This is a genomic window from Chloroflexota bacterium, assembly GCA_040902225.1.
Taxonomy (GTDB): Bacteria; Chloroflexota; Limnocylindria; order QHBO01; family QHBO01; genus CF-167.
The window spans coordinates 12,933-26,147 of sequence record JBBDXT010000005.1 but is presented as its reverse complement, the minus strand read 5'-3'; the positions used below and the strand labels follow the sequence as shown (position 1 = coordinate 26,147).

General features: G+C 68.0%; 12 protein-coding genes and 3 tRNA genes. 9 read left to right on the top strand and 6 right to left on the bottom strand.

Annotation, left to right across the window (positions count from 1 at the left end; translation table 11 throughout):
- Positions 1-9 precede the first annotated feature (9 nt).
- The 4 genes from WEB29_07790 (at position 10) to serS (ending at position 4,392) form a co-directional block, all read left to right on the top strand.
- Positions 10-855 (top strand): undecaprenyl-diphosphate phosphatase, encoded by an 846-nt coding sequence (locus tag WEB29_07790; protein ID MEX2136835.1) that lies wholly within the window; start codon positions 10-12, stop codon positions 853-855.
- Between the two features lie 188 nt (positions 856-1,043).
- Positions 1,044-1,505, top strand: a complete 462-nt coding sequence (gene greA, locus WEB29_07785; GenBank protein MEX2136834.1) for a transcription elongation factor GreA — start codon at positions 1,044-1,046, stop codon at positions 1,503-1,505.
- A gap of 14 nt (positions 1,506-1,519) precedes the next feature.
- A complete protein-coding gene (lysS, locus tag WEB29_07780; GenBank protein ID MEX2136833.1) occupies positions 1,520-3,124 on the top strand; it encodes a lysine--tRNA ligase in 1,605 nt (534 codons plus the stop codon).
- Positions 3,121-4,392 carry a serine--tRNA ligase gene (gene serS, locus WEB29_07775; protein MEX2136832.1) on the top strand — a complete coding sequence of 424 codons (1,272 nt, stop codon included), beginning with the start codon at positions 3,121-3,123 and terminating at the stop codon, positions 4,390-4,392. Before lysS ends, serS begins: the two co-directional genes overlap by 4 nt.
- A gap of 72 nt (positions 4,393-4,464) precedes the next feature.
- On the opposite strand, the gene WEB29_07770 is transcribed toward serS, so the two are convergent.
- Entirely contained in the window at positions 4,465-5,181 is a 717-nt protein-coding gene (locus WEB29_07770) for a hypothetical protein (GenBank protein MEX2136831.1), read from the bottom strand.
- A gap of 415 nt (positions 5,182-5,596) precedes the next feature.
- Here WEB29_07770 and WEB29_07765 point away from each other — a divergent pair, with 415 nt between their 5' ends.
- Positions 5,597-7,384, top strand: coding sequence for an adenylate/guanylate cyclase domain-containing protein (locus WEB29_07765; GenBank protein ID MEX2136830.1), 1,788 nt, complete (start codon positions 5,597-5,599; stop codon positions 7,382-7,384).
- A gap of 134 nt (positions 7,385-7,518) precedes the next feature.
- On the opposite strand, the gene WEB29_07760 is transcribed toward WEB29_07765, so the two are convergent.
- Complete coding sequence (locus WEB29_07760) at positions 7,519-8,409, bottom strand: adenylate/guanylate cyclase domain-containing protein (GenBank protein ID MEX2136829.1); 891 nt, start codon at positions 8,407-8,409, stop codon at positions 7,519-7,521.
- A gap of 218 nt (positions 8,410-8,627) precedes the next feature.
- On the bottom strand, positions 8,628-9,104 hold the full coding sequence (locus WEB29_07755) for an OsmC family protein (GenBank protein MEX2136828.1): 477 nt from the start codon (positions 9,102-9,104) through the stop codon (positions 8,628-8,630).
- 396 nt (positions 9,105-9,500) lie between these two features.
- On the opposite strand from WEB29_07755, the gene WEB29_07750 reads away from it, so the two are divergent.
- Positions 9,501-9,588, top strand: a tRNA-Ser gene (locus WEB29_07750).
- A gap of 72 nt (positions 9,589-9,660) precedes the next feature.
- Here WEB29_07750 and WEB29_07745 read toward each other — a convergent pair.
- The 3 genes from WEB29_07745 to WEB29_07735 form a co-directional block, all read right to left on the bottom strand.
- Entirely contained in the window at positions 9,661-9,903 is a 243-nt protein-coding gene (locus WEB29_07745) for a hypothetical protein (GenBank protein MEX2136827.1), read from the bottom strand.
- A 111-nt stretch (positions 9,904-10,014) separates the two neighbouring features.
- Positions 10,015-10,590, bottom strand: coding sequence for a thymidine kinase (locus WEB29_07740; protein ID MEX2136826.1), 576 nt, complete (start codon positions 10,588-10,590; stop codon positions 10,015-10,017).
- A 9-nt stretch (positions 10,591-10,599) separates the two neighbouring features.
- Positions 10,600-11,475: a hypothetical protein gene (locus WEB29_07735; GenBank protein ID MEX2136825.1), complete on the bottom strand. Its 876-nt coding sequence runs from the start codon at positions 11,473-11,475 to the stop codon at positions 10,600-10,602.
- A 54-nt stretch (positions 11,476-11,529) separates the two neighbouring features.
- Between WEB29_07735 and WEB29_07730 the strand changes: the two genes are divergently transcribed.
- The 3 genes from WEB29_07730 to WEB29_07720 all read left to right on the top strand — a co-directional run bounded on the left by WEB29_07730 (position 11,530) and on the right by WEB29_07720 (position 13,127).
- Positions 11,530-11,621: transfer RNA gene (locus tag WEB29_07730), tRNA-Ser, on the top strand.
- Between the two features lie 11 nt (positions 11,622-11,632).
- Positions 11,633-11,708 (top strand) — tRNA-Arg (locus WEB29_07725).
- A gap of 207 nt (positions 11,709-11,915) precedes the next feature.
- Entirely contained in the window at positions 11,916-13,127 is a 1,212-nt protein-coding gene (locus tag WEB29_07720) for an adenylate/guanylate cyclase domain-containing protein (GenBank protein MEX2136824.1), read from the top strand.
- Positions 13,128-13,215 lie beyond the last annotated feature (88 nt).

Here is a 13,215-nt window from a genome sequence, read left to right as displayed (position 1 = left end):
GGGAGAGCCGTGGACCTCGTCCTCCAGGCCGCGCTGATCGGGATCCTGCAGGGGCTGACCGAGTTCATCCCGGTCAGCTCCAGCGCCCATCTCGAGCTGGCACCCTGGATCGCCGGCTGGCGGAGCGGCGGGGTGATCGGCACCCTCTCGTTCGACGTCTTCCTGCACCTGGGCACGCTGCTGGCGCTGCTCTGGTACTTCGCCGGTGACTGGCTGCGCCTGCTCGGCGCGGCGGTGGCAAGTGTCCGCGAACGCAGAATCGGGGGCGATGCGGATCGCCGCCTGGCGTGGCTCCTCGTCCTCGCAACCGTCCCCGCGGCTCTGATCGGCTTCGTGGGCGAGGATCTGATCGATCGGGTGCTGCATGCCGACAACGACGGCGTCCGCCTCGCGATCGCGGGCTTCCTTGTCCTGGGAGCCGTCGCGCTCTGGCTGGCCGATCGCCTCGGTTCCCGCCGACGCGAGATCGACGGCCTCGATGCCCCGAGCGCGCTGGCAATCGGGCTCAGCCAGGCGCTCGCCTTGCTGCCGGGTATCAGCCGCTCCGGCGCGACCATCAGCGCAGGCCTGGCCCTCGGCTTGACGCGGGAGTCCGCCGCGCGCTTAAGCTTCCTGCTGGCCACGCCGATCACCCTTGGCGCCGGCCTGTACGGCTCCCGCAAGCTGCTCGACGTGAGTCACACCGGAACTGAGTGGCTGGCGATCGCCGCGGGCTTCGTCGCGGCGGCCATCTCGGGGATGCTGGCCATCGGATTCCTGCTGTCGTGGCTGCGGACCCGGTCAGTCACCGTCTTCAGTGTCTATCGGCTGCTGTTTGCCGGACTCATCGTCGTGTTGGTGATCGTGGGCCGCTGAGGTCGAATCGAGGCCGCTCCGAGGGTCCCGGCGACCTTTGACACCACTCCGCGGCGGGCCTACAATCCGGCGACGCCGGACCACCCACGCAGGGAGGGCCGACCGCACACCTGGCCGACGGCCAGCTTCAGGAACGCCACGCGAGAGCCGATGGCGGGACCTGGAGCATTTTTTGTTAGTGGATGACCATGAACAACAAGCCCGTCTACCTCACCGCCGAAGGGCTCGCCAAGCTCAAGGCGGAGCTGATTCACCTGATCACCGTCGAGCGGCCGCGCGTGGCTGCACGAATTCATGACGCGAAGCTGGATGGCGACATCACCGAGAACGCCGAGTACGAGGACGCCAAGCAGGAGCAGTCGTTCCTGGAGGGTCGGATCGGCACGCTTGAGGGGCAGCTCAAGAACGCCGAGGTGATCGAGAAGACCAACGGCGACAAGGTCGGGATCGGATCGAAGGTGGTCATCCGCGGAGAGGACGGCCAGGAGACCTTCACCATCGTCGGCTCGGCAGAGGCCGCCCCACGCGAAGGTCGGATCAGCAATGAGTCGCCGGTCGGCGCCGCCCTGATGGGACACAAGAAGGGCGACACCGTCGTCGTTGAGGCCCCGGCCGGGGCATCCACCTTCACGGTCGTCAGCATCCACTAGCCGCGCCCGATCACGTGTTCTGGGCCGACGAGCTGGCGGCGCGCCTCGAGGGCCCGCAGGTCGTCAACGACTCCAAGACTCCCTCCGGCACTGTGCACGTCGGGAGCCTGCGCGGGCCGGTGATCCTGGACGTGATCGTGCGGGCGCTGCGTGCGCGCAACCTGCCGACGACCCTGCTGTACGGGGTCGACGACCTGGACCCGATGGACGCGCAGGCGATGCTCACCGCCGATGCCAGCCAGCGCTGGATGGGAGCGCCCCTCGCCAACGTGCCCGACCCGGTGGGGGATTGCCATCCGTCCTACGCGCGGCACTTCGCGGCGCTCTTCATCGACACCTTCAGCGGCCTCGGCATCCATCCCGATCGCTACTACTGGATGAGCGAGATCTACGCCAGCGGGGAGGTCGACCCGTTCATCCGCACCGCCCTCGATCGGGCGGAGGTGGTGCGTGACATCTACCGCCGCGTCAGCCGCGTCGAGCGGCCACCGGGCTGGCTGCCGGTGCACGTCATCTGTCCGACCTGCGGCAAGGTGGGAACCACTCTGGCGCGCGACTGGGATGGCGAGACGGTCGCCTTCGAGTGCCTCCCCGACCTGGTGACCTGGGCGAGCGGCTGCTCGGCGACCGGTCGGATCGCGCCGTTCGGCGGCGCCGCCAAGCTGCCGTGGAACCTCGACTGGGCGGTGCAGTGGAGCATGTTCGGCGTCACCATCGAGCCGTGCGGCAAGGACCTGGCCACCGCGGGAGGGTCCCGCGACCGATCGGACGCGATCGCGCGCGAGGTCTTCGACCGCCAGCCGCCACGCAACCTCCCGTACGAGTTTCTGAACATCGGCGGGCGGAAGATGAGCAGCAGCAAGGGGCGAGGAGCGGCTGCGCACGAGATCGCCGAGGTGGTCCCTGCCGAGCAGCTGCGCCTGCTGATGATTCGACCGCGCCCGAACCATGCCATCGAGTTCGACCCCGACGGGACCGATGCCATCCCGCGGCTCTTCGACGAATCGGACCGGATCGCCGCGGCAAGCGCCGGCATCGAGGTCAAGGGCGACCTGCCGCCCGACCACGACCGGGTCTTTGCGGCATCGCTGGTCGATCCCGATGCCGACCTCCAGGCCGCCGGCTCCGCCTATCGGCCGCCGTTCGCGCACCTCGCCCTCCTGCTGCAGGTGCCGGGCGTCGACGTGCCAGCCCGGATGGAGGCCGAGAAGGGCGCGCCCCTCACCGACGCCGAGCGGGCGCTTCTCGAGGAGCGCATGCGCGCCGCGCGTGGCTGGCTCGAGGTGTATGCGCCAGAGCGGGCCCGGATCCAGGTGCGCCGCGACGGGCTGCCGCCGGCTGCCGCCGAGCTGGCTGAGGACCAGCGCCGTGCGCTGAGCGGCCTCGCGGCGACCCTGCAAACAGCAGGGGCATGGGACGGTGAGTCCCTCAAGGCGGCCATCTTCGACGCGGCCCGCAGCGCGGGCCTTCCCGCCGGGCGCATGTTCGCCGCCCTGTACCTGTCCTTCCTCGGTCAGCCGAGCGGCCCGCGCGCCGGCTGGCTGCTGGCGTCACTGCCCAGGGACTTCGTCGTCGACCGGCTGCGTGCCGCCTCCACGCCGGATACGCTCACCGCATGATCTCGCTGCAGCTGATCCGCGACGACCCCGACGCGGTGAAGGGGGCGATCGCGCGCAAGGGAGAGCTTCCGGACGCTGTCGACCGCCTGCTTGTTGCCGACGCGCGCCGCCGCCAGCTGCAGGCCGAGGCCAACGATCTGCGCGCCGAGCGCAACGCCGGCAACCGCGAGTTGGGCGAACTGATGCGCAACGCGCAGCGCGACGATGCGGACGCGCTGAAGGGCCGGATGGCTCCGCTCTCCGCGCGGATCGACGCGCTCGCTGCGGAGCTGGCCGAGGTCGACACCGCGATCGAGGCCGACCTGCTCCTTGTCCCGAATCTTCCGCACGAAAGTGTCCCGGACGGCGCCAGCGCGGCCGACAACCCGGTCGTCCGCTCCTGGGGCAAGCCGGCCGCCGCGGGCAGCTCGCCACCGCACTGGGAGATCGGGGAGCGGCTCGGGCTGTTCGACCTCGAGCGCGGCGCGAAGATCTCCGGGTCGGGCTTCATCCTGTACACCGGACCGGGCGCGCGCCTGCAGCGCGCCCTCATCGCCCTCATGCTCGAGCTCGCCGAGCGACACGGCTACCGGGAGGTCTGGTCGCCGATCCTCGTCAACGCGGCCTCGGCGCGGGGCACCGGACAGCTGCCCGACAAGGAAGGGCAGATGTACGTCGTCGAGCGCGACGACCTGTACCTGATCCCGACGGCCGAAGTGCCGGTCACCAACCTGTACCGTGACGAGATCCTGCCAGGCGACGACCTGCCCATCTACCACGCCGCTTACACGCCGTGCTTCCGGCGCGAGGCCGGCGCGGCCGGCAAGGACACGCGTGGCCTGCTGCGGGTCCACCAATTCGACAAGGTCGAGATGGTCAAGTTCGTGCACCCCGATACGAGCTGGGATGAGCTCGAGACGCTCACCCGCAACGCAGAAGCGGTGCTCGAGGCGCTCGAGATCCCGTACCGCACGGTCGAGCGCTGCACCGCCGACCTTGGCTTCTCCCAGGCCAAGGGCTACGACCTCGAGGCCTGGTCACCCGGGGTGGGGAAGTGGCTCGAGGTCAGCTCGTGCTCGAACTACACCGATTTCCAGGCCCGGCGCATGAACCTGCGCTATCGCGCGGCCGCCGACGCGCGCACCGAGCTGCTCCACACGTTGAATGGCTCGGCGCTCGGCATGTCGCGCACCTACGCCGCGCTGCTCGAGACGCACCTCCAGCCGGACGGCTCGATTCGGATCCCCGCCGCGCTCCAGCCCCACTTCGGCGCGGCCGAGATTCGCTGAAGGAGCCGACGATGCCACTCTTTATGGACCGTCACGACATCCCCGGCTTGCAGAGATCCAGCTAGCTGGCGGTCAGCCGGCGAGCGTGGGCAGCTCCTCGCGCAGCTCCACCAGGTCGGGATCCTGCTTCGCGAACTCGGCGAGATCCGGCCGAGCGCCGAACGCGATGCGAAGCAGGGGTCGCGCGCGATCGAGCCGCCCCGCGACGGCGTGGGCGCAGGCCAGGTTGTAGAGGGCAACGCCACGGTCCGCATCGGGCAGCGGAGCACTGTCCAGGTGTCGCTCGTGCTCGTCCAAAAAGTCGGCGACCCGCGACTCGTCCACGCCGACCCCCGCGGCCACCAGCCAGGCGAAATGGGTCAGGGCGTGGGCGGCACTGTTCCCGTAGATCCGGCCCACCAGTCCATCGGTCTCGATCAGCATCGGCGCGCCGGCCGCGCGGATCTCGGCCTGGAGATGGTCGCTGACCTCATCGGCTTCATGCACGACGTCCGCCCAGGGCCAGTCCGCTCGCTCGGCCTGCAGCTCGGCATTGAGCTCATCCGTCTCGCGAGTGTCAGCTGCGACCGTTTCACCCTTGGCGGCGGCGCGCATCCGCTCGCTCTGGATCCTCTTCCAGGCAGTCAGGTGCGCCTGGACATCCTTCGGCGACCAGTCGCCCGGGCGCATCGGTCGATCCCGAACGGCAGGGTCGAGCTTCCCGAACACGTCGCGTTCCGCTTCCCGCATCGAACGCAGCTGGTCGACGAGTGCGGCGACGAGCGGATCGTCTTCCATGCTGGTGGCCATCGGTCCTCCCCGGTCATCGGGCTAGGTCGTCTGCGTAACATTAGGCCGGAACCTTATCGGAGGGATGGTGGTGGGGGTCCTCTCGTCGCTGATCGGCAACGTCGCCGAAAGACTTGACCGACGCTTTTCCTGGTATCGGCTGCCGGGGCCGATCGCCCTCTGCATGCTGATCGGGCTTCGCAATCGGCTCAGACAACGAAACCTGTTTGACACGGGACTTCAGGACGTACCTCCGGGGAGAGCCTGGGACCAGCGCTTTCTGACGGCACGGACCGTCGACCCAGGGGAACACGACCTTTCGCGCCTACCGGCGAGCAAGTAGTCTGGGCCTGGCGCCTGGGAGGGTCGGGACCTCGTGCGGGTCAACCCGCTCGGCAACGCTCGGGCGGTTCGCGCCTGCCCTATCCTGCTCGCCGTGAAGTGGATCGCCGATTGGCTCCGGACCGCCGCCGATCGCTCGGTCCTGCAACGTTGCCTGCTGACGGCGCTCGTAGTGGGCACGGTGTTGACGCTCATCACTCACGGTGATGTCCTCTTTTCGCCCAACTGGGACACCGGGCTCGTTTGGCAGATTGGGCTGCTCTACCTCGCGCCGTTCGTGGTCTCCAGCGTGGCGAGCGTGACCGCCATGCACCGGCAGCGACGCATGGATCAGCACAACCTGTTGCTCACCGGACAGCAAATCGAGACGATCAATCGCTTCCCGAACCAGAACCCCAACCCGGTCATGCGCGTCTCGCGCGACGGGGAGTTGACCTATGCCAACCTGGCCAGCGCACCCATCATGTCCGGGCAAGCGCTCACTGTCGGTGAGCCGCTCGCGGCCGACCTGCTGCGCGACCTCCGGCAGGCGGCTGACGCCGGCGGCAAGGTCGAGGTGCGCAGCCGCACACAGACCTTCGCCCTGTTCCCCGTTCACGTTCCAGAGTTCGACTTCATGAACGTCTACGGGACCGATGTCACCGCCGTCAAAGTGGTGGCCAAGTTCCCCGACCAGAACCCCAACCCGGTGTTGCGCATGGATGAGCGGGGGACCCTGATCTACGCCAACGCGGCCAGTTCCGGAATCGTCAATGCCACTGGCGTCGCGATCGGCGAGCCGATCCCCGCCGAGGTGGCGGACCCACTACGTCGCGCTCGTGCCGGAAATCTGGCCGACCCTATCGAGGTGCAATACGAGGGGCGGACCTACACCCTCAAGCCGGTGCTGATCGAGGAGTTCGGCTTCACGAACATCTACGGCACCGATGTGACCGCCACCAAGGCGATCGACAAGTTCCCCGACCAGAACCCCAACCCGGTGCTGCGCATGACCCGCGACGGCCGGCTGACCTACGCCAACTCGGCCAGCGCCCTCGTGCGCAAGGCACTGCGCACCGACGTCGGCGACGACCTGCCACGCGAGTTCTGCGATCAGATCCAGCAGATGCTGGAGGCAGACGCGGGCGGCACCATGGAGGTGGAGGCCGATGGGCGCATCTACGAGCTGCTGGTGGTATCGGTCTATGAGTTTGACTCGATCAACCTGTACGGGACCGATGTGACCGCCGCGCGCCAGATCGAGCGCCTGGCCCGGGAGAACGAGCGATTGCTGCTGAACATCCTGCCTGCCTCCATCGCCGAGCGGCTGCGCGGCGGGGAGACGGTGATCGCGGATCGCTTCGACGAGTTGACGGTCCTTTTCGCCGACTGCGTGGGCTTCACTGAGATGTCATCGCGGCTCCCGCCGGCCGAGCTGGTCGACAAGCTGAACCAGGTCTTTTCCGCCTTCGATAGCCTGGCCGATCAGCACGGCCTGGAGAAGATCAAGACGATCGGCGACGCCTACATGGTAGCCGGCGGCTTGCTGCCTGGCGGGGACCACCCCGAGCGTGTGGCGGCCATGGGTTTGGAGATGCTGAACGAGGTGGCGCGCTTGCGCGCCTCGTCATTCCCGGGCCTGGAGGTGCGGATCGGAATGCACGTCGGGCCGGCGGTGGCGGGCGTGATCGGCCTCAAGAAATTCATCTATGACGTGTGGGGCGACACCGTCAACGTGGCGAGCCGAATGGAGACATTGGGCGAGCCAGGGCGCATTCAGGTCGCCGAGTCGACCTACCGCCGGCTGCGGCACGCGTTCAAGTTCGAGCCGCGCGGCACCATCGAGGTCAAGGGGCTGGGACCGACCGCGACCTACTATGTGATCGGGCGACGCAGCCAATAGCCGTGCGCCAGCACGCAGCCCCGGGGAGATGGAACTGGATGGCGAGTTCGCGGCCACGGACCAGTGCCTCCGAGGCGGCCGCCGCTGTGTGCGGCCGGGAGCCAACGGGCCAAAGGTCCACCAACGGGACGTCGCTACTGCCCGCCGGCAAGGGGTCTGACGCGGGCGCTGCGGGGTCGGACGAGCGCGTAGAGCTGTCGCTTCCCCGGGAGGCCCTTCAATTCATGGAGCCCACAGTCGACAAACTCGAGCCCGGTCCCGTCGACGAGTTCACGCACAGTCGCAGAGACCCACACGTCGTCCGGGGACGCCAGCGCCATGATCCGCGCAGCGCCGTGGACCGCGACACCGCGGACGTCTCCGGTGGCGAGCTCGACCTCGCCGCTATTGACTCCCGCCCGAACCCGGATGCCAAGCGGTTTCAGCACGTCGCCGAGCGCGGCGCCTGCGCGAACTGCCCGCTCGGCGCTGTCGAACAGGGCGATCACGCCATCGCCCGTGGTCTTGACCAGACGTCCCTCATATCGGTCGATCTCCCGTTCGGCCAACTCGTTATGGCCCCTGACGATGTCGCGCCAGGCGGCCGGGCCATGAGCGACGGCCTGCGCGGTCGAGTCCACGATATCGGTGAACAGGATCGAGAACAGCGTGCGTCGGCCGCTGGCGGGCTCGGCGCGTCCGTACGCGCGCATAGCCTCGAAATCGACCGAGATCCATGGCTCATCGCCGACCACCCAAGCATCGTGCCCGGGCGGGATCTCAAAGACGTCGCCCGGCCCAATCTCGAGCTCAGTCCCATCGCCCATCTGAGCTCGTAAGAGGCCGCTGAGGGTGACCCCGACGTGATGGAATTGGCACGAGTCCGTTGCGGCGATCGGCTTGACATCCACCGACCATCTCCACCCCGGCTCGTAGGTCATCCGGCCGACGACCCGGTCATCGAGCTCGACGACATCGATCCGGCCGTGGGGAACTGTCCGGACGTCATCCGGGTCCGTGAATCGGCGTCGCTGCAGGTGTGCCATTTATCTGTCTCGTGTGTTGAATGGTGCCACGCAGGGTGTCGGCCGGTTCACCGTCAGACGGAGGAGGCCCGCCCCTCGCCGAGATCGCGGCACGCTATGACGAGTGCCTCGACTTCATCGCAACTAGTTCTGATATTGACGATGCACGCCCGGATCGCGGTGCGTCCGTCCTGCAGTTTTGCGTTCGAGATGATGGCGATGGTCGCGGGCAAGCTCCCTCAGCTCACGTCGAACTCAAAGGTGACCGGGACGTTCCGCTCGAACGTGTCGCCGACGGGCGACGCCTCCAGAGCCGCCCTGAGGTCGGCAATCTGTTCAGGGCTCGCGCCCCCCTTCGTCTTGAGGCGGACGATGTACGAGGCCCGCTGGTAACCGGCCCCGGAGGGCGCCTCCACACCCAGGTAGCCAGCGACGTTGAAGTAGCCCTTCGCCTCGATCGTCAGGTCCTCGATCTCGATCCCGAGCAGCGTCGCGCGCGTAACGACGACCTCGACGTCGCACGCCGCGAGGGCCCGCAGCAGGATTCCCATAGCGCTCGGGTCATGGTCGCCGCCCATGTAGACGGGCGGTCCCCCGACGGTCGACATCACTTCGGCTCGGGTACCGCCGACCCAGCGGGCAGTGACCATTGGATTACGGTCAGCCTGGGTGGCGTCGGCCGTCACGGAGTCGATGTACTCCCGCAGCTCGTCCACATCCAACCCGTTAAGCCGCGGGCCGGTTCGCGTCGTGACCACGTGCCTAGCTCCCTTCGTGTTGACTGCGGAGTGCTTGTCGCAGTGTAAGCCCTGGCGTTCTGCTTGCCGCCCGTAACGTCCGACGCCGCGTTTCGAGATACAGGTTGGCCCTCTCGATCCGGCCTCTCAAGGTCCCGCGAAGCGAAACCAGCTGGCGACAGGTCCTGGGTCGCGGTCAAGAACCTCCTGGACCCGAAGGAGACACTACTTGCTGTCATAGTGGGCGGCCTCTCTCGTCGCGATTTCGAGGATCTGTGGTCACGGCTTGCCGCGGAGGCCCAGATGGCAAGATTCTCGCACCACCGCAGACTCACGCACCTGACCGAAAAAGGTCCCACGCTAGGATTGAGTCCCGGAGGGGTGGCAGAGTGGACGAATGCGGCGGTCTTGAAAACCGCTGAGGTGCAAGCCTCCGTGGGTTCGAATCCCACCCCCTCCGCCACCGGACCCCGGCTGTGACATGACAACGCCCCTGCGCTCGGCGGGGGCGTTGTGCGCGTGAGGCCTCGATCGACTACTCGGCCCAGATGACGTGCGTCAGCATGCTCTGTCCGTTGCCGAGGTCCAGCCGATAAATCGAGGAATGCTTGCTGGCTGACGAACTGACGAGCCGTCCCCAGCCGCTCGCCGTGGCGGAGCCAGTGACAACCGAGCCCACCGTGGTGGTGCTGTCGAGATGGCTATAGATGATCTCCAGCTCCTGATAGTCGTGGTTGTTCGGATGCTGGTTGGTCCCTGGGCTGTTGGTGTAATCCATGCAGGTGCCCAGGTTGCCGTTGGTGAAGTTCTCGCCCTGGTGCCGTCGATATCCCCGTGCATCCAAATGCGACGAAAGCGGGGCGGCGGTGCACCACCGTCTGACCGCTCCCTACGCCGGCGGCACCTCGTGGTGCAGCCGGCAGCGAGCCTCGTACTTCTCGTCTCCGATGCCGCCGATCACGATCAGCGGTGAGTCCGCGGGCGCCGGCTGCCCATCGATCAGCCGCTGAGTCCGGGTGGCCGGCTCGCCGCACACCACGCAGATGGCAGTCAGCTTCGTGACCTCGTCGGCGAGCGCCATCAGGCGTGGCATCGGCCCGAACGGGATCCCGCGAAAATCCTGGTCGAGCCCCGTCACCAGCACCTGCTTCCCCGCGTCGGCCAGGCGGCCAACCACCTCAGGCAGCCGCTCGTCGAAGAACTGGCCCTCCTCGATGGCCACGATATCGGAATTGCCCACCAGGTCCTCGATCTGCCGCGAGTCGTCGACCGCCACGGCGGTGTGGTGCGCGCCGGAGCGCGAGATGACGGTGCCATCCTCGGTGCGGGTGTCCAGCCGGGGCTTGACCAGCACCACCGTGCGACCGGCGATCGAGAAGCGACGCAGGAGGCGGAGCATCTCGTCGGTCTTGCCGCAGAACATGCAGCCGCAGATCACGTGCACCCAGCCGGCGGTGTAGAACATCGGGCCTGTCTAGTCGCCGACCACGGCGATGCCCTCTTCTGGGAGCCCCAGCTCAACGGCGAGCGCGCTGCGCATCACCTCCGTTGGCACTTCCTGCCCGGAGAGCAGCTGAAACGTCTCCGCCGATGCGGACAGGAACGAGGCCTGCCCGTTGGCCACCGTGCCTCCTCGGGCCAGCGCGTCGATCATCAGCGGGGTGCTGGCGTGATTCAGCACCAGGTCAAGCACGAACAGGCCTGAGCCGAGCATCTCGGCCGGGAGGGCGCTGGTTCCCTCCTCCACGCCGATCCCGCTGGCGTTGACGACCAGCTTGGCCCGCCCAAGTTCGACCTCCAGAAAGGTCTCGTGCCACGGCAGCGCGCGCAGGTCCAACCCTCGGGCAGCCCGCGCGAAGTGGGCGACCACTGCCTCGGCCTTGTGGAGGTGCCGGTTGAAGACCGCGATCCGCTGGAATCCTGAGCCGATGAGGACCGCCACCACCGCCCGAGCCCCGCCGCCGGCGCCCAGCACCACGGCCTGGCGAGGCCACGCCGCCTGTGCCTTGGGGAGAATGGCCGCGAGGCCGGCCCGCACGCCGTCGACATCGGTGTTGTGGCCGCGCAGTCGAGCGCCGTCGCGCACGACCAGGTTGGCTGCGCCGCTCATCTTCGCGTCATCAGAGAGGGCGTCCGCCAGGCTGGCCGTGCGCTCCTTGTGGGGAGCCGCGATGAGAGCACCGGCGAATGCCCCGTCGCGCAGGGCATCGATGGCATCCGCCAGCTGGTGCGGCCGGCGCTCCCAGCGCTCGATGGCGATCGGCAGGCCGCTCGCCTCGAAGGCGGCCCGCTGCACCGCCTCGACGGCGGAATGGGCGAACGACTGGCCGATGACGGGTAGGCGCTGCACGGGTCGGCTCTGCCTGGCGGGAAGGGCCTTGATGCTATCATCGGCGCCGCTCGCGGAGAGGTCGCATAGTGGCCTAGTGCGGCGGTTTGCTAAACCGTTGAAGGGGGTTTCCTCTTCCGAGGGTTCGAATCCCTCCCTCTCCGCCACGCCTCCCCGGGTGCCCGTAGCTCAGTGGATAGAGCGTCAGGTTGCGGACCTGAAGGTCGGAGGTTCGAGTCCTCTCGGGCACGCCACAGATTCACGCACGAATGGGCCCCTGGAGCCGTCCGGAGGCCCTTCGTCATTCCCGCCCTGACCACGCACTGACCACATCCGCCGCGACTTCGGTGTCGCGACCGTCGACGACGCCCTCGCCGCCCACTTCGAGCATACTATTGCGATCACCGCCAACGGCCCCGAGATCCTGACCCAGGTCTGAGCGGGTCGAACGTCCCCGACGCATGAAGGATCGTCCGATCGAAGCAGAACAGCAGCGCGAAGCCGCCGCTCTTGCAGCCCTCGGTCGCACGCTCGCATCGATCGCGCGTTCCCGATTCGACCTCGACGAGGTCCTGCAGGCCGTTGTCGAAGAGGCCGCACAGCTGTGCCATGCCGACTCCGCGAACATCGCCGTTCGCGACGGTAACGCTTACCGGATGCGCGCCTTCACCGGGTTCTCGCCCGAGTTCGAGGAGCTCGTGCGGGGCGTGATGTACGCGCCGGATCGCGAATCGGTGGTGGGCCGAGCCATCCTGGACGGGCGCGTCGTGCACATCGAGGACGTCCTCGCCGACCCGGAGCTCAGGGGGAACCCGTTCCAGGCAGCGGTCCGGCGGGCCGGCGGCATCCGAACGGACCTGGGCGTGCCGATCCGCAATGACGGCCAGCTGATCGGGGTGATCGCAGCCGCCCGGAACGAGGTTCGCCCGTTCTCGGAGCGGGAGATCGGGCTCGTGGAGCACTTCGCTGACCAGGCCGCAATCGCGATCGTCCTGGCCCAGCTGTTCGCGACCGTCGAGCGCCAGCGAACCGAGCTGGCGCGCTTTGCGCCGCAGGCGGCCGAGCTGCTGTCATCGGCCGAGGGCGAGCAGCTCCTCGCCGGCCACCGCCGCGAGATCACCGCGCTCTTCGCGGACCTGCGCGGGTTCACGGCGTTCGCGGAGCGCGCGGATCCGGAGGAGGTGCTTGGCGTCCTGCGGCAGTACCACTCGACGGTCGGCCGGCTGGCCGTCGCCAACGGTGGCACGGTCGAGCACTTCGCGGGCGACGGTCTCATGGTCTTCTTCAACGACCCGACGCCGATCGCCGACCACCAGTTCGCGGCGGTTCGAACGGCATGCGAGATGCGGGATCGATTTGCCGTCCTGGCGACCGACTGGCGCAAGCGCGGCTACGAGCTTGGCCTTGGGATAGGGATCGCCGCGGGCTACGCCACAGTTGGTCGCATCGGCTTCGAGGGCCGCTACGACTACGCCGCGATCGGGACGTCCGTCATCCTCGCCTCGCGGCTCTCGTCGGCCGCCAAGGCCGCCGAGATCCTGATCAGCCAGCGAGTGATGGCGATCGTCGAGGACTCGGTCGAGGCCGATGCCGTCGCAGACCTCGAGCTCAAGGGCTTCAGCACGGCGACGGCTGCGTACGCCGTTCGATCCTGCCGCGCGCGGTCGGCGTGAATCGCCTAGCCGGTTGCCCGCTCTCACTGGTCGCGCCCGACGATTGGGAAGTCCAGTGAGTGGTCGGAGCCACAGGTGGCTAGCGAAT

Coding starts and splice junctions, on each gene's coding strand:
- WEB29_07770 (MEX2136831.1), bottom strand. CDS start 5,181: ATGGCCACCAGCATGGAAGACGATCCGCTCGTCGCCGCACTCGTCGAC.
- WEB29_07720 (MEX2136824.1), top strand. CDS start 11,916: ATGAAGGATCGTCCGATCGAAGCAGAACAGCAGCGCGAAGCCGCCGCT.
- WEB29_07740 (MEX2136826.1), bottom strand. CDS start 10,590: ATGTTCTACACCGCCGGCTGGGTGCACGTGATCTGCGGCTGCATGTTC.
- WEB29_07745 (MEX2136827.1), bottom strand. CDS start 9,903: ATGGATTACACCAACAGCCCAGGGACCAACCAGCATCCGAACAACCAC.
- WEB29_07760 (MEX2136829.1), bottom strand. CDS start 8,409: ATGGCACACCTGCAGCGACGCCGATTCACGGACCCGGATGACGTCCGG.
- greA (MEX2136834.1), top strand. CDS start 1,044: ATGAACAACAAGCCCGTCTACCTCACCGCCGAAGGGCTCGCCAAGCTC.
- serS (MEX2136832.1), top strand. CDS start 3,121: ATGATCTCGCTGCAGCTGATCCGCGACGACCCCGACGCGGTGAAGGGG.